31 protein-coding genes are annotated in these 23,133 nt (G+C 68.3%); all 31 read right to left on the bottom strand.

The features are described 5' to 3' along the window. Window positions 1-91: 91 nt before the first annotated feature. On the bottom strand, window positions 92-205 hold the full coding sequence (gene rpmJ / locus IXW69_RS01725) for a 50S ribosomal protein L36 (RefSeq protein ID WP_005987264.1): 114 nt from the start codon (window positions 203-205) through the stop codon (window positions 92-94). Window positions 206-240: 35 nt separating this feature from the next. Further along, a complete protein-coding gene (gene infA / locus IXW69_RS01720; protein ID WP_003781847.1) occupies window positions 241-462 on the bottom strand; it encodes a translation initiation factor IF-1 in 222 nt (73 codons plus the stop codon). 284 nt (window positions 463-746) lie between these two features. Then, window positions 747-1,628, bottom strand: coding sequence for a type I methionyl aminopeptidase (gene map, locus IXW69_RS01715; RefSeq protein WP_194784666.1), 882 nt, complete (start codon window positions 1,626-1,628; stop codon window positions 747-749). Between the two features lie 155 nt (window positions 1,629-1,783). Further along, a complete protein-coding gene (locus IXW69_RS01710; protein ID WP_228524503.1) occupies window positions 1,784-2,368 on the bottom strand; it encodes an adenylate kinase in 585 nt (194 codons plus the stop codon). Next, window positions 2,365-3,657: a preprotein translocase subunit SecY gene (gene secY / locus IXW69_RS01705; protein WP_194784665.1), complete on the bottom strand. Its 1,293-nt coding sequence runs from the start codon at window positions 3,655-3,657 to the stop codon at window positions 2,365-2,367. Before secY ends, IXW69_RS01710 begins: the two co-directional genes overlap by 4 nt. Before the next feature lie 273 nt (window positions 3,658-3,930). Next, window positions 3,931-4,404, bottom strand: a complete 474-nt coding sequence (gene rplO / locus IXW69_RS01700; RefSeq protein ID WP_194784664.1) for a 50S ribosomal protein L15 — start codon at window positions 4,402-4,404, stop codon at window positions 3,931-3,933. Window position 4,405: 1 nt separating this feature from the next. Further along, a complete protein-coding gene (rpmD, locus tag IXW69_RS01695; protein WP_194784663.1) occupies window positions 4,406-4,600 on the bottom strand; it encodes a 50S ribosomal protein L30 in 195 nt (64 codons plus the stop codon). Continuing rightward, on the bottom strand, window positions 4,600-5,310 hold the full coding sequence (rpsE, locus tag IXW69_RS01690) for a 30S ribosomal protein S5 (RefSeq protein ID WP_194784662.1): 711 nt from the start codon (window positions 5,308-5,310) through the stop codon (window positions 4,600-4,602). The genes rpmD and rpsE overlap by 1 nt, the downstream gene beginning before the upstream one ends. A gap of 34 nt (window positions 5,311-5,344) precedes the next feature. Beyond that, window positions 5,345-5,719: a 50S ribosomal protein L18 gene (gene rplR / locus IXW69_RS01685; protein ID WP_194784661.1), complete on the bottom strand. Its 375-nt coding sequence runs from the start codon at window positions 5,717-5,719 to the stop codon at window positions 5,345-5,347. Between the two features lie 2 nt (window positions 5,720-5,721). Then, window positions 5,722-6,261, bottom strand: a complete 540-nt coding sequence (gene rplF, locus IXW69_RS01680) for a 50S ribosomal protein L6 (RefSeq protein WP_194784660.1) — start codon at window positions 6,259-6,261, stop codon at window positions 5,722-5,724. A gap of 21 nt (window positions 6,262-6,282) precedes the next feature. Next, window positions 6,283-6,681, bottom strand: a complete 399-nt coding sequence (gene rpsH / locus IXW69_RS01675; protein ID WP_067942071.1) for a 30S ribosomal protein S8 — start codon at window positions 6,679-6,681, stop codon at window positions 6,283-6,285. Between the two features lie 57 nt (window positions 6,682-6,738). Next, the gene (locus IXW69_RS01670; protein WP_194784659.1) at window positions 6,739-6,924 is read right to left on the bottom strand and encodes a type Z 30S ribosomal protein S14; all 186 of its coding nucleotides are present in this window, start codon (window positions 6,922-6,924) and stop codon (window positions 6,739-6,741) included. A gap of 1 nt (window position 6,925) precedes the next feature. Then, window positions 6,926-7,480, bottom strand: a complete 555-nt coding sequence (gene rplE, locus IXW69_RS01665; protein WP_194784658.1) for a 50S ribosomal protein L5 — start codon at window positions 7,478-7,480, stop codon at window positions 6,926-6,928. Between the two features lie 2 nt (window positions 7,481-7,482). Then, the gene (rplX, locus tag IXW69_RS01660; protein WP_194784657.1) at window positions 7,483-7,827 is read right to left on the bottom strand and encodes a 50S ribosomal protein L24; all 345 of its coding nucleotides are present in this window, start codon (window positions 7,825-7,827) and stop codon (window positions 7,483-7,485) included. A 2-nt stretch (window positions 7,828-7,829) separates the two neighbouring features. After that, entirely contained in the window at window positions 7,830-8,198 is a 369-nt protein-coding gene (rplN, locus tag IXW69_RS01655) for a 50S ribosomal protein L14 (protein ID WP_194784656.1), read from the bottom strand. Between the two features lie 390 nt (window positions 8,199-8,588). Further along, window positions 8,589-8,870 (bottom strand): 30S ribosomal protein S17, encoded by a 282-nt coding sequence (gene rpsQ, locus IXW69_RS01650; RefSeq protein WP_067942061.1) that lies wholly within the window; start codon window positions 8,868-8,870, stop codon window positions 8,589-8,591. Beyond that, complete coding sequence (rpmC, locus tag IXW69_RS01645) at window positions 8,867-9,112, bottom strand: 50S ribosomal protein L29 (RefSeq protein WP_067942059.1); 246 nt, start codon at window positions 9,110-9,112, stop codon at window positions 8,867-8,869. Before rpmC ends, rpsQ begins: the two co-directional genes overlap by 4 nt. After that, complete coding sequence (gene rplP, locus IXW69_RS01640; protein ID WP_194784655.1) at window positions 9,112-9,531, bottom strand: 50S ribosomal protein L16; 420 nt, start codon at window positions 9,529-9,531, stop codon at window positions 9,112-9,114. The genes rpmC and rplP overlap by 1 nt, the downstream gene beginning before the upstream one ends. A gap of 3 nt (window positions 9,532-9,534) precedes the next feature. Next, on the bottom strand, window positions 9,535-10,344 hold the full coding sequence (rpsC, locus tag IXW69_RS01635; RefSeq protein WP_194784654.1) for a 30S ribosomal protein S3: 810 nt from the start codon (window positions 10,342-10,344) through the stop codon (window positions 9,535-9,537). Then, window positions 10,344-10,721: a 50S ribosomal protein L22 gene (gene rplV, locus IXW69_RS01630; protein WP_194784653.1), complete on the bottom strand. Its 378-nt coding sequence runs from the start codon at window positions 10,719-10,721 to the stop codon at window positions 10,344-10,346. Before rplV ends, rpsC begins: the two co-directional genes overlap by 1 nt. Window positions 10,722-10,749: 28 nt before the next feature. Next, on the bottom strand, window positions 10,750-11,028 hold the full coding sequence (gene rpsS, locus IXW69_RS01625) for a 30S ribosomal protein S19 (RefSeq protein WP_194784652.1): 279 nt from the start codon (window positions 11,026-11,028) through the stop codon (window positions 10,750-10,752). A 12-nt stretch (window positions 11,029-11,040) separates the two neighbouring features. Next, window positions 11,041-11,877, bottom strand: a complete 837-nt coding sequence (gene rplB, locus IXW69_RS01620) for a 50S ribosomal protein L2 (RefSeq protein ID WP_194784651.1) — start codon at window positions 11,875-11,877, stop codon at window positions 11,041-11,043. 23 nt (window positions 11,878-11,900) lie between these two features. Continuing rightward, window positions 11,901-12,206, bottom strand: coding sequence for a 50S ribosomal protein L23 (rplW, locus tag IXW69_RS01615; protein ID WP_067942047.1), 306 nt, complete (start codon window positions 12,204-12,206; stop codon window positions 11,901-11,903). Beyond that, window positions 12,203-12,847, bottom strand: a complete 645-nt coding sequence (gene rplD / locus IXW69_RS01610) for a 50S ribosomal protein L4 (RefSeq protein WP_194784650.1) — start codon at window positions 12,845-12,847, stop codon at window positions 12,203-12,205. The genes rplW and rplD overlap by 4 nt, the downstream gene beginning before the upstream one ends. 4 nt (window positions 12,848-12,851) lie before the next feature. After that, complete coding sequence (gene rplC, locus IXW69_RS01605) at window positions 12,852-13,520, bottom strand: 50S ribosomal protein L3 (protein ID WP_194784649.1); 669 nt, start codon at window positions 13,518-13,520, stop codon at window positions 12,852-12,854. A gap of 11 nt (window positions 13,521-13,531) precedes the next feature. After that, window positions 13,532-13,840, bottom strand: a complete 309-nt coding sequence (rpsJ, locus tag IXW69_RS01600; RefSeq protein WP_005987219.1) for a 30S ribosomal protein S10 — start codon at window positions 13,838-13,840, stop codon at window positions 13,532-13,534. A 408-nt stretch (window positions 13,841-14,248) separates the two neighbouring features. Then, window positions 14,249-15,439: an elongation factor Tu gene (gene tuf, locus IXW69_RS01595; protein ID WP_194784648.1), complete on the bottom strand. Its 1,191-nt coding sequence runs from the start codon at window positions 15,437-15,439 to the stop codon at window positions 14,249-14,251. 192 nt (window positions 15,440-15,631) lie between these two features. After that, entirely contained in the window at window positions 15,632-17,776 is a 2,145-nt protein-coding gene (fusA, locus tag IXW69_RS01590; protein WP_194784647.1) for an elongation factor G, read from the bottom strand. A gap of 87 nt (window positions 17,777-17,863) precedes the next feature. Further along, window positions 17,864-18,334, bottom strand: coding sequence for a 30S ribosomal protein S7 (gene rpsG, locus IXW69_RS01585; RefSeq protein WP_067942036.1), 471 nt, complete (start codon window positions 18,332-18,334; stop codon window positions 17,864-17,866). Then, the gene (gene rpsL / locus IXW69_RS01580) at window positions 18,334-18,708 is read right to left on the bottom strand and encodes a 30S ribosomal protein S12 (protein ID WP_194784646.1); all 375 of its coding nucleotides are present in this window, start codon (window positions 18,706-18,708) and stop codon (window positions 18,334-18,336) included. The genes rpsG and rpsL overlap by 1 nt, the downstream gene beginning before the upstream one ends. A gap of 416 nt (window positions 18,709-19,124) precedes the next feature. Next, on the bottom strand, window positions 19,125-23,084 hold the full coding sequence (locus IXW69_RS01575; protein ID WP_194784645.1) for a DNA-directed RNA polymerase subunit beta': 3,960 nt from the start codon (window positions 23,082-23,084) through the stop codon (window positions 19,125-19,127). Window positions 23,085-23,133 lie beyond the last annotated feature (49 nt).

The following is a 23,133-nucleotide window of genomic DNA, read 5'->3' as shown; positions in this document are numbered from 1 at the left end:
GGGTTGCGGACCGCGCTCGGCGGTGCCGCTGGGGTGGGTGCTTGTTGTTGGCCGCTGGGACATCGCCCTCAGCGGCCGGCAGCTGCGGGCCTCAGCCCTGGCGCTGCTTGTGCCGCGGGTTCTCGCAGATGACCATGACACGGCCGTGGCGACGAATCACCTTGCAGTTGTCACAGATCTTCTTGACGCTCGGCTTGACCTTCATGATGTTCCTCCGTCATCCCCTCACGGGGAGGACTGTCACTTGTACCGGTAGACGATGCGGCCGCGGGAGAGGTCGTACGGGCTCAGCTCGACGACCACGCGGTCCTCGGGGAGGATGCGGATGTAGTGCTGCCGCATCTTGCCGGAGATGTGCGCGAGCACGACGTGCCCGTTGCTCAGCTCCACCCGGAACATCGCGTTCGGAAGGGCCTCGACGACCGATCCCTCGACCTCGATGACGCCGTCCTTCTTAGCCATGTTCCTCCATCGGTGCTTTCTCGCTCGAGTGGTCCCGGCGACGACGTCGCCGGACGGCGCGTGCGGTCCGGACCGGGAGCCTCACGATCGGGGCCCCGGGCGCACCGGACCGTCGGGCGCACCGACTGCCAAGAATACGGCAGGCGCGCCGTCGCGTTCCATGCGAGAACGGCCACTCCCCCGGTGCTCCTGGACACACCGCGTCGCCGGCCGCCAGCCGACGGCGCCGTGCCGGCACCAGCGGCCAGCGGGCGCCCGGCGCCCGCCCGAGTCGCCCGGCCCCGTCAGGTCAGAGGGCGGGGCTCGATGCCGTAGGGCGCGAGTCCCTCGACGCCGCCGTCGGGGGCCGTCAGCACCCAGACCCCTCCGGGGACGAGTGCGACCGTGTGCTCCCACTGGGCGGCGCGGGAGCCGTCCTCGGTGACGACGGTCCAGCCGTCGTCGAGCTCGCGGACCTCGGGACCGCCGGCGGTGAGCATCGGCTCGATGGCGATGACCATGCCCGTGCGCAGGCGCGGGCCGCGGCGCTTGACGGAGTAGTTGAGGACGTCGGGGTCCATGTGCATGGCGGTGCCGATGCCGTGACCGACGTAGTCCTCGAGGATGCCGAGCGGCACGCCCTCGCGCAGGGACGCCTCGGCCACGACCTCCTCGACGGTGTCGCCGACGACGTTGAGCCGCTCGGCGCGGCCGTGTGCCTCCCCGGCTGCGGCGCGGGCGACGGCGGCGACGGCGGCCCACAGGGCCTCGCGGGTCGTGGTGTCGAGGACGCGGTCGCTCTCGGACGCGTACCGTCCGCCGACGACGGTGGTGAAGGCGGCGTCGCCGTGCCACTGCGTGCCGGCGCCGTCGGTGACGTAGGCGCCGCAGTCGAAGGTGACGAGGTCCCCGGTCTCGAGGACTCGCTCGCCCGGGATCCCGTGGACGACCTCGTCGTTGACCGAGATGCACACGGTGGCCGGGTAGCCCTCGTACCCCAGGAAGTTGGAGCGGGCCCCGCCGCGCTCGATGGCGGCAGCGGAGACGGCGTCAAGCTCGGCGGTCGTCACGCCGGGACCGACCGCCTCGCGCAGCGCTGCGTGGATGTCTGCGACGACGAGCCCCGCCTCGCGCATGCGCAGGACCTGGTCCCTGGTCTTGATCTGGATGTGCTCCCGTGACAGCACGGCCTTCTCCTCGTTCGGTGCTCTCTCGCGTTGGTGCGCAGCGGTGGGGAGGGGACCCGGCCGGGTGCCGGGGTCGGCGTCGGGACGCCGTCGTGCTGTGCGGGTGCCGCCGGAGCGGCTGACCCGGCGGCGGGAACCGCCGGGCCGGTGGGGCGTCAGGCGCTGACGCCGGCGGCCTCGAGCCCCGTCATGATGCGCTCGGTGACCTCGTCGACCTCGCCGATGCCGTCGACGCGCACGAGGAGGCCCTTGGCCTCGTAGAGGGCCGCCAGGGGGGCGGTCTGCTCCGCGTAGACCTCGAGGCGGCGTCGGATGACGGGCTCGGTGTCGTCGGCGCGGTTCTGCTCGCTGGCCCGCTTGAGGAGGCGGTCGACGACGACCTCGTTGTCCGCGGTGATCTCGAGGACGACGTCGAGGGCGAGGCCGACCTCGGCGAGCATCGCGTCGAGCTCGTGGACCTGGGCCTCGGTGCGCGGGTAACCGTCGAGGAGGAACCCGTCGGCGGCGTCGTCCTGCGCGATGCGGTCCTTGACCATCGCGTTGGTCACGGAGTCGGGCACGTACTCGCCCCTGTCCATGTACTGCTTGGCCTGCTTGCCGAGCTCGGTCTCCCCCGCGACGTTCGCGCGGAAGATGTCGCCGGTCGAGATGGCGGGGACGCCGAGACGCTCGGAGATGCGGGCCGCCTGGGTGCCCTTGCCGGCCCCGGGAGGACCGAGGAGGACCATGCGTGCGCTCATGAGAGGAACCCTTCGTAGTGGCGCTGCTGGAGCTGGGAGTTGATCTCCTTGACGGTCTGGAGACCGACTCCCACCATGATGAGGATCGTCGTGCCGCCGAACGGAAGGTTCTGCGACAGGCCCATGACCGTGACCGCTATGGTCGGCAGGAGGGCCAGGACGACCAGGTAGACGCTGCCGGCCGTCGTCACGCGGTTGATGACGTAGGACAGGTAGCGGACGGTGGGCTCGCCGGCGCGGACGCCGGGGATGAAGCCGCCGTACTTCTTCATGTTGTCCGCGATCTCCTCCGGGTCGAAGGTGATCGCCGTGTAGAAGAACGTGAAGAAGAGAATGAGGAGACCGTAGCCGATCAGGTAGATCGTGTCGGTCTGCTGCAGGTTGTTCGACACCCACTGGACCCAGCCGGAGGTGGGCTTGGCGAACTGGGCGACGAGCTGGGGCATCGCGAGGATGGAGGACGCGAAGATGACCGGGATGACGCCCGCGGTGTTGATCTTGATCGGGATGTAGGTGGTGGACCCGCCGTACTGCCGACGGCCGACCATGCGCTTCGCGTACTGGACCGGGATGCGCCGCGTGGCCTGCTCGACGAAGACGACGGCGAGCGTCGCGACGAGGATGATGACGACGACGCCGAGGAACTTCGCGAAGCCGCCGTTGCCCCCGATGATGGAGAACAGGTTGTTGGGCATGCGCGCGACGATCGAGGTGAAGATGAGCAGCGACATGCCGTTGCCGATTCCGCGCTCGGTGATGAGCTCGCCGAGCCACATGATGAGGCCCGTGCCGGCGGTCATGGTGATGATCATGAGACCGAGCGTGAGGGGCGAGTCGTCGGGGATGACGTCCACGGAGCAGCCAGTGAAGAGCTTGCCGTTGGCCGCGGTGGCGACGATCGTCGCGGACTGGAGGACGCCGAGCCCGATCGTGAGGTAGCGCGTGTACTCGGTGAGCTTGGCCGTGCCCGCCTGCCCCTCCTTGTGGAGCTCCTCGAAGCGGGGGATCACCACGCGCAGGAGCTGGATGATGATCGACGCGGTGATGTAGGGCATGATGCCCAGCGCGAAGACGCTCAGCTGGAGCAGCGCGCCACCCGAGAACACGTTGATGAGGTTGAGCAGGCCAGCGTCCTCGCTCTCGCCGACGCACTGCTGGACGTTCGCGAGGTCGACCCCAGGGGTCGGCATGACGGAGCCGAGGCGGAACAGGGCCATGATGCCCAGAGTGAAGAGCAGCTTTCGCCGCAGGTCGGGCGTCCTGAACGCCTGCATGAACGCGCTGAGCACTCGGTCTCCTGTGGACGGGGAAAGAGGTGCGCCGCGGGACGCGGCACGAGAGGGCGCACGGGACGCCCGGCGACACCCTACCCCGGTGGCTGCTCGTCGTCGGCGTCGAGGGGACCACGGCAGCGGGGCGTGCGTCACTCCCCCCCGACCCGAGGCGCAGCGCTCAGGTCGGAGGCCGTGCCGCCCCGCCCACGGGCGCGGCGAGGGCCCCGGCCCGAGGATCTCTCCTCGGGGCCGGGGCCCTCGTGGACGCGTCAGCGCCCGTCAGCAGCCTCAGCGGGCGGTGACGGAACCGCCGGCGGCCTCGATCTTCTCCTTGGCGGAGCCGGACCAGGCGTCGACCGTCAGCTCGAGCTTGACGGAGACGTCACCGGAGCCGAGCACCTTGACAAGATGACCCTCGCGCACGGCGCCCTTGACGACCAGGTCCTCGACCGTCACGGCGCCGCCCTCGGGGAAGAGCTCGGCGATGCGACCGACGTTGACCGGCTGGAACTCCACGCGGTTGAAGTTCTTGAAGCCGCGGAGCTTCGGGAGGCGCATGGCCAGAGGCATCTGGCCGCCCTCGAAGCCTGGACGGACCTGGTAGCGGGCCTTCGTGCCCTTCGTACCGCGGCCCGAGGTCTTGCCCTTGGAGCCCTCACCGCGGCCGACGCGGGTCTTGGCCTTCTTGGAGCCCTCCGCAGGACGGAGGTGGTGCAGCTTGACGACCTGCCCCGAACCCTGGGTGTTCTCGTTGTCAGCCATCTCAGGCCTCCTCAACGGTGACGAGGTGCGCCACCGTGGCGATCATGCCGCGGACGGACTCGCTGTCCTCGCGGACGACGGACTGGCGGATCTTGCGCAGGCCGAGGGACTTCAGGGTCTCGCGCTGACGGCGGGTACCGCCGATGCCCGACCGGACCTGGGTGACCTTGATCTGCTTGGTCGTGGTGCTAGCCATCACGCCTCAGCTCCTTCGGCGGCCTTCTCGGCCTCCTTCTTCTCGGCCTCGGCACGCTTGTCGGCCTCGCCCTCGGCGCGCGCACGCAGCATCGACTGCGGGGCGACGTCCTCCAGGGGCAGGCCGCGACGGGCCGCAACGGCCTCGGGCTGCTCGAGCTTCTTGAGCGCGTCAACGGTCGCGTGAACGATGTTGATCGAGTTCGAGGAGCCGAGCGACTTCGACAGGATGTCGTGGATGCCCGCGCAGTCCAGCACGGCGCGGACCGGACCGCCGGCGATAACACCGGTACCGGGGGACGCCGGGCGCAGGAGGACGACTCCGGCGGAGTCCTCGCCCTGGACCAGGTGCGGGATGGTGCGACGGATCATCGGGACGTGGAAGAAGTTCTTCTTCGCCACCTCCACGGCCTTGGCGATGGCGGCGGGAACCTCCTTCGCCTTGCCGTAACCGACGCCGACGGCGCCCTCGCCGTCACCGACGACGACGAGCGCCGTGAAGGTGAAGCGGCGGCCGCCCTTGACGACCTTGGACACGCGGTTGATGGTGACGACGCGCTCGATGTACTTGTCGTCGTTGCCGCGACCGTTGTTGCGGTCACGACGGTCGTTGTTGCGGTCGCGACGGCCGCGGCCCTCGCCGCGTCGGTCGTCGTGGTTCTGGGCCGAGCCGTTGGACGACGCGGACCTGTCTCGCTGCGGTGCAGCCATCAGATGTTCCTCTTCTTTCTCGTCGTCGTCGTGCTCAGAGCACCAGGCCGCCGTCGCGGGCGCCGTCGGCGACGGCGGCGACACGGCCGTGGTACTTGTTGCCTCCGCGGTCGAAGACAACCTTCTCAATGCCCAGGGCCTTGGCGCGCTCGGCCACGAGCTCACCGACCTTGTGCGCCTGGCCGACCTTGTGGCCCTCGACGCCCTTGACGGCGTCCTCGAGGGTCGAGGCCGAGCACAGGGTGTGGCCGATGGTGTCGTCGATGACCTGCGCGACCATGTGGCGGTTCGAGCGGGTGACGACGAGGCGCGGGCGCTCCGGCGTGCCGTTGACGTGCTTGCGCACGCGCTGGTGGCGGATCTTGCGGGCGACAGCCTTCGACTTGCCCCTCTTGATCGTGTAAGCCATGGTCACTTACCAGCCTTTCCGACCTTGCGGCGGACGTTCTCGCCGGCGTAGCGCACGCCCTTGCCCTTGTAGGGCTCCGGCGGACGGATCTTGCGGATGTTCGCCGCGACCTCGCCGACCTGCTCCTTGGAGATGCCGGAGACGGCGATCTTGAGGTTGCCGTCGACCGTGAGGGTGATGCCCTCGGGGGCCTCGACGGTCACGGTGTGCGAGAAGCCGAGCGAGAGCTCGATCGCGGTGCCGCGCTGCTGGGCGCGGTAACCGGTGCCGACGATCTCGAGGTTCTTGGTGTAGCCGTCGCTGACGCCGACGACCATGTTGTTGATGAGCGTGCGCGACAGGCCGTGCAACGAGCGCGACTCGCGCTCGTCGTCGGGACGGGTCACCAGGATGGTGCCGTCCTCCTGGCGGGTGACGCTCAGCGGGGCGGGGATGACGCGGGAGAGGGTGCCCTTGGGGCCCTTCACGGTCACCTCGTTGCCGTTGATGGTGACGTCCACTCCGGCGGGAACCGGAACGGGAAGTCGTCCAATACGAGACATGGTTTTCCTCCGTTCCTTATCTCACCAGACGTAGGCGAGCACTTCGCCGCCGACGCCCTTGGACTCGGCCTGCTTGTCCGTGAGGAGGCCGGAGGAGGTGGACAGGATGGCCACCCCGAGGCCGCCGAGGACCTTGGGCAGGTTGGTGGACTTGGCGTAGACGCGCAGGCCGGGCTTGGAGACGCGCTTGAGGCCCTGGATGGCCCGCTGGCGGTTGGCTCCGTACTTGAGGCTCAGCGTGAGCGTCTTGCCGACCTCCGCGTCGGTGACCTCGTAGTCGGCGATGTAGCCCTCGGCCTTCAGCATCTCAGCGATGTTGACCTTGAGCTTGCTCGACGGCATCGAGACGACGTCGTGGTAGGCGTTGTTGGCGTTGCGCAGACGGGTGAGCATGTCTGCGATCGGGTCTGTCATAGTCATGAGTGGGCCTCAGCCCTTCCTCGTCGCGGTTTCCTCGCGGACCTGCGACGTAGTTTCTTACCAGCTGGACTTCGTCACGCCGGGGAGCTGGCCGTTGAGAACCATCTCGCGCAGGCAGACTCGGCACAGGCCGAACTTGCGGTAGACAGAGTGCGGGCGGCCGCAGCGCTGGCAGCGCGTGTAAGCCCGGACGCCGAACTTCGGCTTGCGGTTGGCCTTCTCCTTGAGAGCGGTCTTCGCCATGTCACTTCTCCTTGAAGGGGAAGCCGAGCTGCTTGAGCAGCGAGCGGGCCTCCTCGTCGGTCTTGGCCGTGGTCACCACGGTGATGTCCATGCCGCGCACGCGGTCGATGGAGTCGGCGTCGATCTCGTGGAACACGGACTGCTCGGTGAGACCGAAGGTGTAGTTGCCGTTGCCGTCGAACTGCTTCGGGGACAGGCCGCGGAAGTCGCGGATGCGGGGAAGCGAGACGGAGATGAGGCGGTCGAAAAACTCCCACATGCGGTCGCCTCGCAGCGTGACGTGCGCGCCGATGGGCTGCCCCTCGCGCAGCTTGAACTGCGCGATGGACTTGCGGGCCTTGGTGACCTGCGGCTTCTGGCCGGTGATGGCGGTGAGGTCGCGGACGGCGCCCTCGATCATCTTGGAGTCGTGAGCGGCCTCGCCCACACCCATGTTGACGACCACCTTGATGACGCGGCCGACCTCGTTGACGTTCGCGTGCTGGAACTCCTCGCGGAGGGCCGGCGCGACGTCGGAGGCGTACTTGGTCTTGAGACGAGGCGTGTAGTCGGCCATGGTCACAGGTCCTCCCCGGACTTCTTGGCGTAGCGGACGCGGACGGATCGCTTGGCGCCGTTGGCGCGCTCGCCCTCCTCGACACGGAAGCCGACGCGGGTGCGCTGCTTGGTCTTGGGGTCGACGAGCATGACGTTGGAGGCGTGAATCGGGGCCTCCACGGTCTCGATGCCGCCGGTGCGGGCGCCCTGGGCGGACTGCCCGACACGGGTGTGCTTGGTGACGCGCTGGACGCCCTCGACGAGGACCCGGTCGACGTCGGGGAGGACCTCGAGGACGCGCCCCGTCTTGCCCTTGTCCTTGCCGGCGATGACCAGAACCTGGTCACCCTTCTTGATGCGTGCCATTGTCAGATCACCTCCGGGGCGAGCGACACGATGCGCATGAACTTCTTGTCACGAAGCTCGCGGCCCACGGGGCCGAAGATGCGCGTGCCGCGGGGCTCGCCGTTGTTGTTGAGGATGACGGCCGCGTTCTCGTCGAAGCGGATGTACGAGCCGTCCGGACGGCGGCGCTCCTTGCGGGTGCGCACGACGACCGCCTTGACGACCTCGCCCTTCTTGACGTTGCCGCCGGGGATGGCGTCCTTCACGGTGGCGACGATGGTGTCGCCGATACCCGCATAGCGCCGTCCCGAGCCACCGAGAACACGGATGCAAAGGATCTCCTTGGCACCGGTGTTGTCGGCGACCTTCAGTCGCGACTCCTGCTGGATCATTGAGTGTTCTCCTGTCGTCGAGCCGGTTCTCGACGCCCCCGAGGGGGCGCGAGCCTAGCCGAACGTTCCTTCTGCGAATGCGCACTGCTCTCCCGCCAGGGGCGAGTGGAGTCCGTCGTGCGGAGGTCCCGGCAGACACAGGCGCAGGTGCGCGAGGTCTCTGTCGGGCGCACTCCGGGCGCGCGCAACTCTCATAGCCTAGTAGAAGCCCGTCCTGCCGCGGAACCTGGGATCAGCCAGCACCCCTGTGCCTTTGCTCACCGGGGGTCCGGCGGGGACAGTCTCTCCCCCGGCCCTGCGCCAGGCGCCGCCGACGCACGACGACGCCGCCACCTCCCCGAGGGGACGGTGGCGGCGTCGTGCTGCTGCTGAGTGGGTCTCAGCGAGAGGTCACTTGGCCTTCTCGATGACCTCCACGAGGCGCCAGTGCTTGGTGGCGCTCAGCGGACGGGTCTCCATGACGCGAACGAGGTCGCCGACGTGGGCCTCGTTGTTCTCGTCGTGGACCTTGGCCTTCTGGGAACGACGGAGGACCTTGCCGTAGAGGGAGTGCTTGTAGCGCTCCTCGATCTCGACGACGACGGTCTTGTCCATCTTGTCCGAGACGACGTAACCGGTGCGGACCTTGCGCTGGGCGCGCTCGGTGGACTGCTGGACGTTCTGCTCGCTCACTTGGACTCCTCCGTGCTCGGAGCGGTACGGATGCCGAGCTCGCGCTCGCGCACGATCGTGTAGATGCGGGCGATGTCGCGACGCACGGCCTTGAGACGGCCGTGGTCCTCGAGCTGGCCGGTCGCCGAGGCGAACCGGAGGTTGAACAGCTCGGCCTTGGCCTTGGAGAGCTCCTCAGCGAGGCGCTCGTTGTCCATGGCGTCGAGGTCGGACGGGGTCAGCCCCTTGGAACCGATAGCCATCAGACGTCACCACCCTCACGAGTCACGAAACGGGTCTTCATAGGAAGCTTGTGCTGCGCGCGGCGCATGGCCTCGCGAGCGAGGGGCTCGTCGACGCCGCCGAGCTCGAACAGGATGCGTCCGGGCTTGACGTTGGCGACCCACCACTCGGGGGCGCCCTTACCGGAACCCATGCGGGTCTCGGCGGGCTTCTTGGTCAGCGGGCGGTCCGGGAAGATGTTGATCCACACCTTTCCGCCGCGCTTGATGTGGCGGGTCATCGCGATACGAGCCGCCTCGATCTGGCGGTTGGTGACGTAGGCGGGCTCGAGGGCCTGGACGCCGAAGTCACCGAAGGCGATCTGGTTGCCGCCCTTGGACAGGCCCGTGCGGTGCGGGCGGTGCTGCTTGCGGAACTTGGTCCGGCGAGGGATGAGCACGGCTCAGGCCTCCGTTCCCTGGTCTGCGGCAGCGTTCTCGGCGGCCGGCGTCTGCTCGGCCTGCTGCTCGTTGCTCTGACGCGGAGCGCGGTCACCGCGGCGGCCGCCGCGGCGCTCGCCACGGCCACCACGGCCGCGGGGGCTGGACACGGCCTGCTGCGCCTCGAACTCGCGCTCGGTCATGTCGCCCTTGTAGATCCACACCTTGACGCCGAGACGTCCGAAGGTGGTCTTGGCCTCGTAGAAGCCGTAGTCGATGTTCGCACGGAGGGTGTGCAGCGGCACGCGGCCCTCGCGGTAGAACTCGGAGCGACTCATCTCGGCGCCACCGAGACGGCCCGCGCACTGGACGCGGATGCCCTTGGCGCCAGCGCGCATCGCGGACTGCATGCCCTTGCGCATGGCGCGGCGGAAGGAGACTCGGCTGGCGAGCTGCTCCGCGATGCCCTGGGCGACGAGCTGCGCGTCGAGATCGGGGTTCTTGACCTCGAGGATGTTGAGCTGGACCTGCTTGCCGGTCAGCTTCTCGAGCTGACCGCGCAGGCGCTCGGCCTCGGCGCCGCGGCGACCGATGACGATGCCGGGACGGGCGGTGTGGAGGTCGACGCGGACGCGGTCACGGGTGCGCTCGATGTCGACCTTGGAGATACCGGCCCGCTCCATGCCGTCCTCCATGAGGCGGCGGATCTTGACGTCCTCGTCGACGAAGTCGCGGTACCGCTGACCGGGCTTCGTGGAGTCGGCGAACCAGCGCGAGCGGTGGTCCGTGGTGATGCCCAGGCGGAACCCGGTCGGGTTGACCTTCTGCCCCATTACCGGGCTCCTTCCTTCTTCGCGGAGTCGGCCTTGTCGCCGACGATGACGGTGATGTGCGAGGTGCGCTTGAGGATCCGGCTGGCGCGCCCCTGGGCGCGCGGCCGGAACCGCTTGAGGGTCGGGCCCTCGTCGGCGAACACCTCGGTGATGAAGAGCTCGTTCTCGTCGAACCGCTCGCCGTCACGCTCGGCCTTGACCCGGGCGTTGGCGATGGCGGACTCGATGACCTTGCGCACCGGCACCGCAGCGGCCTGCGGGGCGAAACGGAGCACGTTGACGGCCTCGACGGCGCGCTTGCCGCGGACGACGTCCACGACGCGGCGAGCCTTCATCGGCGTGCAGCGCACGTACTTGGCCTGCGCCTTGGCTTCCATGTTCTCTGCCTCTCTGCTTCCGACGGCGTCAGCGACGCGCCTTGCGGTCGTCCTTGACGTGCCCACGGAAGGTACGGGTCGGAGCGAACTCGCCGAGCTTGTGGCCCACCATGGACTCGGTGATGAAGACCGGGACGTGCTTGCGACCGTCGTGGACGGCGAAGGTGTGTCCGAGGAAGTCCGGCGTGATGACCGAACGACGGGACCAGGTCTTGATGACGTTCTTGGTGCCCTTCTCGTTCTGGGCGTCCACCTTCTTGAGGAGGTGGTCGTCGACGAAGGGACCCTTCTTCAGACTGCGCGGCATATCAGGCTCCTATCAGCGCTTCTTGCCGGTCCGACGACGACGCACGATGAGGCGGTCGCTGGACTTGTTGGGACGACGGGTACGGCCCTCGGGCTTGCCCCACGGGGAGACGGGGTGACGACCACCGCTGGTGCGGCCCTCACCGCCACCGTGCGGGTGGTCCACCGGGTTCATGACGACACCGCGGACGGTCGGGCGGACGCCCTTCCAGCGCATGCGGCCGGCCTTGCCCCAGCTGATGTTGGACTGCTCGGCGTTGCCCACCTCGCCGATAGTGGCGCGGCAGGAGATCTCGACGTTGCGGATCTCGCCGGAGGGCATGCGCAGCTGGGCGTACTTGCCCTCCTTGGCGACGAGCTGCACCGAGGTGCCCGCGGAGCGGGCGATCTTGGCGCCGCCACCGGGGCGGAGCTCGACGGCGTGGACGACCGTACCGGTCGGGATGTTGCGCAGCGGCAGGTTGTTGCCGGGCTTGATGTCGGCGTTCGGGCCGGCCTCGACGACCTCGCCCTGCGAGAGGCGGTTCGGCGCGATGATGTAGCGCTTCTCGCCGTCCGCGTAGTGCAGGAGCGCGATGCGGGCGGTGCGGTTGGGGTCGTACTCGATGTGAGCGACCTTGGCGGGAACGCCGTCCTTGTCGTTGCGACGGAAGTCGACGACGCGGTAGGCGCGCTTGTGGCCGCCGCCCTTGTGACGCGTGGTGACGCGGCCGTTGGAGTTGCGGCCGCCGGACTTGCTGAGCGGACGGACGAGGGACTTCTCGGGCTCGCTGCGCGTGATCTCGACGAAGTCGGCCACGGAGGAGCCGCGGCGACCCGGCGTCGTCGGCTTGTACTTACGGATTGCCATGTCGATCCTTTACCTTCCCTGGCTCACTCAGCCAGTTCGCCAAAGATGTCGATGGTCCCCTCGCGCAGCGTGACGATCGCGCGCTTGGTGTCCTTGGCCTTGCCGGTGCCCGTGCGGGTGCGACGGGTCTTGCCCTTGCGGTTGACCGTGTTCACGGAGTCGACCTTGACGTCGAAGATGGCCTCGACGGCCTGCTTGATCTCGGTCTTGTTGGAACCCGGCGCCACGATGAACGTGTACTGGCCACGGTCCATGCAGGCGTAGGACTTCTCGGAGACGACCGGCGCGACGATGACGTCGCGGGGGTTCTTGGACTTCTCGAGGCTCACTTGGACTCCTCCTCGCCCGTGCCGAGGAACGAGTCCAGGGCGGCGGCAGTGAAGACGACGTCATCGTTGACGAGGACGTCGTAGGTGTTGAGCTGATCGGCCCAGAGCACGAGCGCCTCAGGGGCGTTGCGCAGACTGAGCGCGGTGAGCTCGTCCTCGCGTGTGGCGACGACCAGGGACTTGCGGCCCGTGAGGTTGCGCAGCGCCGTGAGAGCCGACTTGGTGGAGGGCGTCTCGGAGGTGACGAACTCGGTGATGACGTGGACGCGGCCGTTGCGGGCGCGGTCCGACAGGGCCGAGCGCAGGGCGGCGGCCTTCATCTTCTTGGGCGTCCGCTGGCTGTAGTCGCGCGGCTGCGGACCGTGCACGGTGCCACCGCCGACGTACTGCGGGGCGCGGATCGAACCCTGGCGGGCGCGGCCGGTGCCCTTCTGGCGGTAGGGCTTCTTACCACCGCCGCGGACGTTGCCGCGGGTCTTGGTGGCGTGCGTGCCCTGGCGGGCCGCGGCGAGCTGCGCGACGACGACCTGGTGCATGAGCGGGATGTTGGTCTCGACGTCGAAGACCTCGGCCGGAAGCTCGGCCGTGCCGGTCTTGGCGCCCTTGGAGTCGACGATGTCGACGGTCAGTGCCTGTGCCATGGTGTCAGGCTCCCTTCACGGCGGTGCGGACGACGACGACCGCGCCCTTGGGGCCCGGGATGGCGCCGTTGACAAGGAGGACGCCCTTGTCGGCGTCGACCCCGCGCACCTTGAGGTTCTGGACGGTGGAGGTCTCGTGACCCATGTGGCCGGCCATGCGCAGGCCCTTGAAGATGCGACCGGGGGTGGCGCAGGCGCCGACGGAGCCGGGCTTGCGGTGGTTGCGGTGGGCACCGTGGGAGGCCGAGACGCCCTGGAAGCCGTGACGCTTCATGACGCCGGCGAAGCCCTTGCCCTTGGAGGTGCCGGTGACGTCGACCTTCTGGCCGACCTCGAAGGTCTCCGCGGTGAGCTCCTGACCGGGGGCGAACTCCCCGGCGAGGGAGGTGCGAACCTCGGCGACGTGACGGCGGGGGGCGACCCCGGCCTTGGCGAAGTGGCCCGCGAGGGGCTTGGTGACCTTGCGCTCGTCGACGTCGCCGAAGGCGAGCTGGACGGCCTCGTAGCCGTCGGTCTCGACGGTGCGGACCTGGGTCACGACGTTGGTGTCGACGCGGACAACGGTGACGGGACGGAGGATGCCGTTCTCGTCCCAGATCTGCGTCATGCCGAGCTTGGTGCCGAGCAGCGCCTTGGCAGGCGCGGCAGCAGCCGGCTGGTTAAGCGTAGTCATGGCTTCAGTCCTCAGAGCTTGATCTCGATGTTGACGTCGGCCGGCAGGTCGAGACGCATGAGCGAGTCGACGGCCTTCGGCGTCGGGTCGATGATGTCGATCAGCCGCTTGTGCGTGCGCATCTCGAAGTGCTCGCGGCTGTCCTTGTACTTGTGCGGCGACCGGATGACGCAGAACACGTTCTTCTCGGTCGGCAGCGGCACGGGGCCCACGACCGTCGCACCAGCGCGGGTCACGACGTCGACGATCTTGCGCGCCGAGCTGTCGATGACCTCGTGGTCGTAGGACTTGAGCCGGATGCGGATCTTCTGTCCCGCCATGGCGCCTAACCTCTCTCGTACTTTCGGTGACCGGTCCACGCGCTCGGGCGTGTCGCGATCGCGACGCGCAAGGAGCTCCGCTGTGAAGTAGATGTGGCCGGTCTGGACACACGGAAACCCGAGTGGAGCGGGTCCGTCAGACTGGTTCCCGGGTCGGCCCCGGGAGTTGGCTCGCGCGGACGCCCGTCCGCACCAGCCCGGTAACGCTATCAGCGTCGTCGGTGCCGACGGTAGTCGAGAGGGCGCCCGACCCCTGTGAGACCGCCCACCTGGTCCACGCGTTCGGGCGTGTCGCACATACGCCGCACGCCGTGTCGGCCGGCCGCCGCGCGGAGACGGAGAATCCCCCGGCCTCCTCGCGGAGGCCGGGGGATCCAGGTGACTTCTCAGTCAGGCAGCGTCAGATCGTCACTTGATGATCTTGGTGACGCGGCCGGAGCCGACGGTGCGGCCACCCTCGCGGATGGCGAAGCCGAGGCCCTCCTCCATGGCGATGGGCTGGATGAGCTCGACAGACATCTCGGTGGTGTCGCCGGGCATGACCATCTCGGTGCCCTCGGGGAGGGTGATGACACCGGTGACGTCCGTGGTGCGGAAGTAGAACTGCGGGCGGTAGTTCGAGTAGAAGGGGTTGTGGCGGCCGCCCTCGTCCTTGGTGAGGATGTAGACGTGGCCCTCGAACTCGGTGTGCGGGGTGATTGAGCCGGGCTTGCAGACAACCTGGCCGCGCTCGACGTCCTCACGACGGGTACCGCGGAGAAGGAGACCGCAGTTCTCGCCGGCCCACGCCTCGTCCATCGACTTGTGGAACATCTCGATGCCGGTGACCGTGGTCTTCTGCGGGTCGCGGATACCGAGGATCTCGACCTCGGAGTTGATCGCGAGCTTGCCGCGCTCCACACGGCCGGTGACGACGGTACCGCGACCGGTGATGGTGAAGACGTCCTCGACGGGCATGAGGAAGGGCTTGTCGAGGTCGCGCTCCGGGGTCGGGATGTACTCGTCGACCGCGTCCATGAGCTCCTTGATCTTGCCGGCCCACTCCTCGTCGCCCTCGAGGGCCTTGAGGGCGGACACGCGGATCACGGGGGCGTTGTCGCCGTCGTAGTCCTGCGAGGACAGGAGCTCGCGGACCTCCATCTCGACGAGGTCGAGGAGCTCCTCGTCGTCCACCATGTCGGCCTTGTTGAGGGCGACGAGGAGGACCGGGACGCCGACCTGACGGGCGAGCAGGACGTGCTCGCGGGTCTGGGCCATCGGGCCGTCGGTGGCGGCGACCACGAGGATGGCGCCATCCATCTGGGCGGCACCGGTGATCATGTTCTTGATGTAGTCGGCGTGGCCGGGGGCGTCGACGTGGGCGTAGTGACGCGCGGCGGTCTGGTACTCGACGTGCGCGATGTTGATCGTGATACCGCGCTGGCGCTCCTCAGGAGCCTTGTCGATCTCGTCGAAGGGGGTGAAGGGGTTGAGTTCCGGGTACTCGTCGTGCAGGACCTTGGAAATCGCCGCGGTCAGCGTCGTCTTACCGTGGTCGACGTGTCCGATGGTGCCGATGTTGACGTGCGGCTTGGTCTTGTCGTACTTGGCCTTGGCCACTGGTGTCCTCCTGGACTCGGGTAGTTCTCTTCGTCGGGATACGACTGGGTCACATGCTAGCCGTGGTGACGCAGAGAGTCTCTACTGGTGAATTGTTGGAAATCTTACTGGAAAGGGCGTCACGGGTGCGAGCGCCCGGGACCTCCCGGGGGCCGGTCAGGAACCGTCCGGCCCCCGGGAGAGCCGGAGGGGTCACTCGCCCTTGGCCTTGGCGATGATCTCGTCGGCGACGTTCTTCGGGACCTCCGCGTAGGAGTCGAAGCTCATCGAGTACACGGCGCGGCCCTGCGTCTTGGAGCGCAGGTCGCCGACGTAGCCGAACATCTCGGACAGGGGCACGGCGGCCTTGACGACCTTGACGCCCTGGGCGTCCTCCATGGACTGGATCATGCCGCGGCGGGAGTTGAGGTCGCCGATGACGTCGCCCATGTACTCCTCGGGGGTGCGGACCTCGACGGCCATGACGGGCTCGAGGAGGACCGGGCTGGCCTTCTTCGCACCCTCCTTGAACGCCTGCGAGCCGGCGATCTTGAACGCCATCTCGGAGGAGTCGACCTCGTGGTAAGCACCGTCAAGGAGGGTCGCCTTGATGTCCACCATCGGGTAGCCGGCGAGGACGCCCGTCTGCATGGCGTCCTGGACGCCCGCGTCGACGGACGGGATGTACTCGCGCGGGACGCGGCCACCGGTGACGGCGTTGACGAACTCGTAGTGCGCCTGGTCCTCGTCGTCCTTGGACTTCTCCTCGTCCGTGAGGACGAGGGGCTCGAAGGACATCTGCACCTTCGCGAACTGGCCGGATCCACCAGTCTGCTTCTTGTGCGTGTAGTCGACCTTCTCGACCTTCTTGCGGATGGTCTCGCGGTAGGCGACCATCGGGTTACCGACGTTGGCCTCCACCTTGAACTCGCGGCGCATGCGGTCGACGAAGACGTCGAGGTGCAGCTCGCCCATACCGCCGATGACGGTCTGGCCGGTCTCCTCGTCGAGCTCGACCGTGAAGGTCGGGTCCTCCTCGGAGAGCTTCTGGATGGCGACGCCGAGCTTCTCCTGGTCGCCCTTGGTCTTGGGCTCGATGGCCACGTGGATGACCGGCGCCGGGAAGCTCATGGACTCGAGGATGACCGGGTCGTTCTGCGCGCAGAGCGTGTCACCGGTGGTGACGTCCTTGAGGCCGATGAAGGCGTAGATGTGGCCGGCGTGGGCCTGCTCGACCGGGTTCTCCTTGTTGGAGTGCATCTGGAAGAGCTTGCCGATGCGCTCCTTCTTGCCCTTGGTCGCGTTGAGGACCATGTCGCCCTGCGCGACCTTGCCGGAGTAGACGCGCACGTACACGAGCTTGCCGTAGAAGGGGTGCGTGGCGACCTTGAACGCCAGGGCGGAGAACGGGGCGTTCTCGTCCGCCTCGCGGGTGAGGACCGTCTCCTCGTCGCCGACGGCGTGGCCCTCGACGGCGGGGACGTCCAGCGGGGACGGGAGGTAGTCGAGGACGGCGTCGAGCATGGGCTGAACGCCCTTGTTCTTGAACGCGGAGCCCGCGAGGACCGGGAAGGCCTCGCCGGCGATGGTGAGCTTGCGGATGCCGCGCTTGAGCTCGGCGATCGTCAGCTCCTCGCCCTCGAGGTACTTCTCCATGAGCTCGTCGTCGGCCTCAGCGACGGTCTCGACGAGCTCGCTGCGCAGCTCCTCGGCCTTGGCCTGGAGCTCGGCGGGGATCTCCTCGTACTCGACGACGGAGCCGCGGGTCTCGACGCCGTCGGCGTCCTTCTCCGGGAAGCGGACGGCGCGCATCTCGAGCACGTCGACGACGCCGGAGAAGTCGTTCTCCGCACCGATCGGGAAGTTGAGGACGATCGGCGTCGCGTGGAGGCGGTCCTTGATCGTCTGGACCGAGTAGTCGAAGTCGGCGCCCAGCTTGTCCATCTTGTTGATGAAGCAGATGCGGGGGACGTTGTACTTGTCGGCCTGACGCCACACGGTCTCGGACTGGGGCTCGACGCCCTCCTTGCCGTCGAAGACGGCCACGGCACCGTCGAGCACTCGCAGGGAGCGCTCGACCTCCACCGTGAAGTCGACGTGCCCGGGGGTGTCGATGATGTTGATCTGGTTCTTCTTCCAGAAGCACGTCGTCGCGGCGGACGTGATCGTGATGCCGCGCTCCTGCTCCTGCTCCATCCAGTCCATCGTCGAGGCGCCGTCGTGGGTCTCGCCGATCTTGTAGTTGATGCCCGTGTAGAAGAGGATGCGCTCCGTCACGGTCGTCTTGCCGGCATCGATGTGGGCCATGATGCCGATGTTGCGGACCTTGGTGAGGTCGGTCAGCACGTCAAGTGCCACGAGTTGAGTCCTTCGTTCAGTGTGGTTGAGGAAGAAGAGCCGTCGGCCGGGGCCGCCGGGGGCGGACCCCGGCCGACGTTCTGCTGGTTACCAGCGGTAGTGGGCGAAGGCCTTGTTGGACTCGGCCATTCGGTGCATGTCCTCGCGACGCTTGACGGCGGCGCCGAGACCGTTGGACGCGTCCAGGATCTCGTTCATGAGGCGCTCGGTCATCGTGTTCTCGCGACGCTCGCGCGAGAAGTCGACGAGCCAGCGAAGGGCGAGGGTGGTGGCGCGGTTCGGGCGGACCTCCACCGGGACCTGGTAGGTCGCGCCGCCGACGCGGCGGGAGCGGACCTCGAGGGCCGGGCGGATGTTGTCCAGGGCGCGCTTGAGGACGGTGACCGGGTCCTGGTCCGTCTTGGCGCGGACGCCCTCAAGGGCTCCGTAGACGATGCGCTCGGCGGTGGACTTCTTGCCGTCGAGGAGGACGCGGTTGACGAGCTGGGTGACGACCGGCGAGCCGTAGACGGGGTCGACGACGAGCGGGCGCTTGGGGGCGGGACCCTTGCGAGGCATTACTTCTTCTCCTTCTTGGCGCCGTACTTGGAGCGCGCCTGGCCACGGCCCTTGACGCCCTGGGTGTCGAGGGCGCCGCGCACGATGTGGTAGCGGACACCGGGAAGGTCCTTCACACGACCGCCGCGGACGAGCACGATCGAGTGCTCCTGGAGGTTGTGCCCCTCACCGGGGATGTACGCGGTGACCTCGATGCCGGACGAGAGGCGCACGCGGGCGACCTTACGAAGGGCGGAGTTCGGCTTCTTCGGGGTCGTGGTGTACACGCGGGTGCACACGCCACGACGCTGCGGGCTGGCCTTGAGCGCCGGCGTCTTGGACGCCGCGCGCTTCGTCGAGCGGCCCTTGCGGACCAGCTGCTGGATGGTAGGCACTACTGATTCTCCATCTTGAAGTGCGTGGGACAGTTCTGCTGCCCTCGTGCCGCCCCCGCTCCCCTTACGGCGCACGTCGCCGCGGGTCTTGGGCCGGTGCGTCCCACGGACCCGTGGTCCGGACGCCCGGAGCCCCGCGGAGGGGCCCGTCGGTTCCCGCCGCGGCAGACCCGCGTGGCCGGCTGGGCCGGCTGGGAACGGAATGGAGAACGGCGACCCGCAAGGGGGCACCGAATGACACGATACCGGTGCACCTCGCCTCACCGCCAGGTCGCGACGGCCCCCGGGGCCGTGGTGCTCGACACCCCGCACCCGCGCGGGTGTCGGTCCCGACGACGGACGGCCCGTCACCCCGCGAGGGGTGACGGGCCCGCCGAGGGTCCGGTCCCGGGCGCCGGAGCCGCCCGGTCAGCGGGTCAGAACTGGTAGTCCTCGCCGCCGTGGAAGCCGGTGCGGAAGTCGTCGGAGAAGTCCGCGCGGAAGTCGCCGCCGAAGGAGAAGTCGTCCAGGGCGACCGACTCGCCGACGCCGAAGACGTCGTCGTTGTAGCCCGTGCGGGAGAAGACCTCCTGCTTGACCTCCTCGGTGGGCTCGACCTCGATGTCCGAGTAGCGGGACAGGCCCGTGCCGGCGGGGATGAGCTTACCGAGGATGACGTTCTCCTTGAGGCCCAGGAGCGGGTCGGACTTGCCGTTCATCGCGGCCTCGGTGAGGACGCGCGTCGTCTCCTGGAAGGAGGCGGCGGACAGCCAGGAGTCCGTGGCCAGCGAGGCCTTGGTGATGCCCATGAGCTCCGTACGCCCGGAGGCGGGCTTGCCGCCCTCGGCCATGACGCGGCGGTTCTCGGCGCGGAAGTTCATGACGTCCACCAGGTCGCCCTGAAGGAGGTTCGTGTCCCCCGCCTCGAGGATCGTCACGCGGCGCAGCATCTGGCGCACGATGACCTCGATGTGCTTGGAGTGGATGTCCACGCCCTGGGAGCGGTAGACCTCCTGGACCTCGTCCACGAGGTGGCGCTGGGTGGCGCCGACGCTGCGCAGGCGCAGGACCTTCTTGGGGTCGATCGGGCCCTCGGTGAGGGCGTCGCCCGGCTCCACGTGGTCGCCGTCGGTGACGAGGAGGCGCTGGCGGCGCGAGACGGGGACCACGAGGTCCTCCTCGCCGTCGTCGCGGGTGATGATGAGGCGCTTGCCCTCGGCGTCGTCCTCGATCTTGACCGTGCCAGCCGCCTCGGCCACGGCGGCCTCACCCTTCGGGGTCCGGGCCTCGAAGAGCTCCTGGACGCGGGGAAGACCCTGCGTGATGTCGGCGGCGCCGGCCGCACCACCGGTGTGGAAGGTACGCATGGTCAGCTGCGTGCCGGGCTCACCGATGGACTGGGCGGCGATGATGCCGACCGCCTCGCCGATGTCGACTCGCTTGCCGGAGGCCAGCGAGCGGCCGTAGCAGGCGGCGCAGGTGCCGACCTGGGAGTCGCAGGTGAGGACCGAGCGGCAGACGACCTCCTCGATCCCGGCCTCGATGGCGGCCTGGATCTCGGCGTCGCCGAGGTCGGTGCCCGCGGCGATGATGACGTTGCCGTCAGCGTCGACGGCGTCGCGCGCAAGCGTGGTGCCGTAGACGGTGGTGCCGAGGATCTCGCTGGGCTCCTTGACGCGCTCGCCGTCGATCTCCTTCCAGGAGAAGATCCGCTTGGTGAGGCCCTTGCGGGTGCCGCAGTCGTCCTCGCGAACGATGACGTCCTGGGAGACGTCGACGAGACGGCGGGTCAGGTAGCCGGAGTCGGCCGTGCGGAGCGCGGTGTCGGCGAGGCCCTTGCGGGCGCCGTGGGTCGCGATGAAGTACTCGAGGACGGACAGGCCCTCGCGGTAGTTCGACTTGATCGGGCGCTCGATGAGGCGCTGCTTCGGGTCGGCCACGAGGCCGCGCATGCCGGCGAGCTGGCGGATCTGGTCCCAGTTGCCTCGACCACCGGAGGACACCATCTGGAAGACGGTGTTGCGCTCGGGGAAGTTCTCGCGCATGGCGTCGGCGACCTCGTTGGTGGCCTTCGTCCAGATGTCGATGAGGGAGGAGTAGCGGTCCTCCTCGGTGAGCGCACCGAGCTCGAACTGCTCCTCGATCTCGGCGGCCTCGGCCTCGTAGCGGGCGAGGATCTCCGGCTTGGAGGCGGGGGAGACGACGTCCGCGAAGGCGACGGTGATACCGGACCAGGTGGACCAGTGGAAGCCGTTGGACTTGAGCGCGTCCAGCGAGGCGGCGACGTCCACGCGCGGGTAGGACTCGGCCAGGGTGTTGATGATGTTCCCCAGCTTCTTCTTGTCCACCACGTAGTTGACGTACGGGAAGGACTCCGGAAGACCGGTGTTGAAGATCGCGCGGCCGAGCGAGGTGCGCAGCGTGATCGGGTCGCCATCCTCGTAGCCCTCGGGGGCCTCCCAGTCCTCGGGGGGCGTGATGCCCTCCTCGAAGCGGATGTCGGCCGTGGCGTTCATGTCGAGGAAGCCGAAGTCGTGGGCCATGATCGCCTCCGCGAAGGAGGAGAAGGCCGGGACGACCTCGTTGCCCTCGGCGTCCTTGAAGACCTCGACGGCCGGGTCCGGCGTGTTCGTGAGGTAGTAGGTTCCGATGATCATGTCCTGCGAGGGCATGGTGACGGGGCGGCCGTCGGAGGGCTTGAGGATGTTGTTGCTCGAGAGCATGAGGACGCGGGCCTCGGCCTGCGCCTCGGCGCCCAGCGGCAGGTGGATCGCCATCTGGTCGCCGTCGAAGTCGGCGTTGAAGGCGCCGCACACGAGCGGGTGGAGCTGCATGGCCTTGCCCTCGATGAGCTGCGGCTCGAAGGCCTGGATGCCCAGGCGGTGCAGCGTGGGGGCGCGGTTGAGAAGCACCGGGTGCTCGCGGATGACCTCGGCCAGGACGTCCCACACCTTGGGGTTCTGGCGCTCGACCATGCGCTTGGCGGCCTTGACGTTCTGGGCCTCCTTGAGCTCGACGAGGCGCTTCATGACGAAGGGCTTGAAGAGCTCGAGCGCCATGACGCTCGGCAGGCCGCACTGGTGCAGCTTGAGCTGGGGGCCGACGACGATGACCGAACGGCCCGAGTAGTCGACGCGCTTGCCCAGGAGGTTCTGGCGGAAGCGGCCCTGCTTGCCCTTGAGCATGTCGGAGAGGGACTTGAGCGGCCGGTTGCCGACGCCCGTGACCGGGCGCCCGCGACGGCCGTTGTCGAACAGGGCGTCGACGGCGTCCTGCAGCATGCGCTTCTCGTTGTTGACGATGATCGTCGGGGCGCCGAGGTCCATCAGCCGCTTGAGGCGGTTGTTGCGGTTGATGACGCGGCGGTAGAGGTCGTTGAGGTCGGAGGTCGCGAAGCGGCCGCCGTCCAACTGGACCATGGGGCGCAGGTCCGGCGGGATGACCGGGATGTTGTCCAGCACCATCGCCTCGGGCGCGGTACCGGTGATCCGGAACGCGTTGATGACCTTGAGGCGCTTGATGGCGCGGGTCTTGCGCTGGCCGGAGCCGTTGGCGACGATCTCGGAGAGGGACTCGGCCTCGGCGTCCAGGTCGAAGGTGCGCAGGCGGGACTGGATGGCCTCCGCACCCATGGCGCCCTTGAAGTAGATGCCGTAGTCCGCGACCATGTCGCGGTACAGGACCTCGTCGCCCTCGAGGTCTCCGACCTTGAGGGACACGAAGCGGTCCCACACCTTGTCCATGTGCTCGAGGGTGCGGGTGTTCTTGCGGCGCAGGGCGCCCATCTCGCGCTCGGCCGTCTTGCGGAGCTTGTCGCGCTGGGCCTGGTCGGCGCCCTCGGCCTCGAGCTGGGCGAGGTCCTCCTCGAGGCGCTTCTGGCGCGCCTCGACGTCGGCCTCGCCGGCCTCCTCGACGTGCTGCTTCTTGACCTCGAGCTCGGCGCGGAGCGACGGGAGGTCGTCGTGGCGCCCCTCCTCGTCGACCTCGGTCACCATGTAGGCGGCGAAGTAGATGACCTTCTCGAGGTCCTTCGGCGCCAGGTTGAGCAGGTAGCCCAGGCGCGAGGGGACGCCCTTGAAGTACCAGATGTGGGTCACGGGCGCGGCCAGCTTGATGTGGGCCATGCGCTCGCGGCGGACCTTGGAGCGGGTCACCTCGACGCCGCAGCGCTCGCAGACGATGCCCTTGTAGCGCACGCGCTTGTACTTGCCGCAGGCGCACTCCCAGTCACGGGTGGGGCCGAAGATCTTCTCGCAGAACAGTCCGTCCTTCTCCGGCTTGAGGGTGCGGTAGTTGATGGTCTCGGGCTTCTTGACCTCACCGTGGGACCAGGACTTGATGTCCTCAGCGGTGGCGAGGCCGAGCTGGATCCTGTCGAAGACGTTGGCGTCGAGCACAGTTCCTACTTCCGAATGAAATGTCAGCTCAGGTGTCTGTGGGGGCTGC

It is taken from the genome of Actinomyces haliotis (genome assembly GCF_015355765.1).
Lineage (GTDB): Bacteria > Actinomycetota > Actinomycetes > Actinomycetales > Actinomycetaceae > Actinomyces > Actinomyces haliotis.
This window is presented reverse-complemented; position numbering and strand designations above follow the sequence as displayed.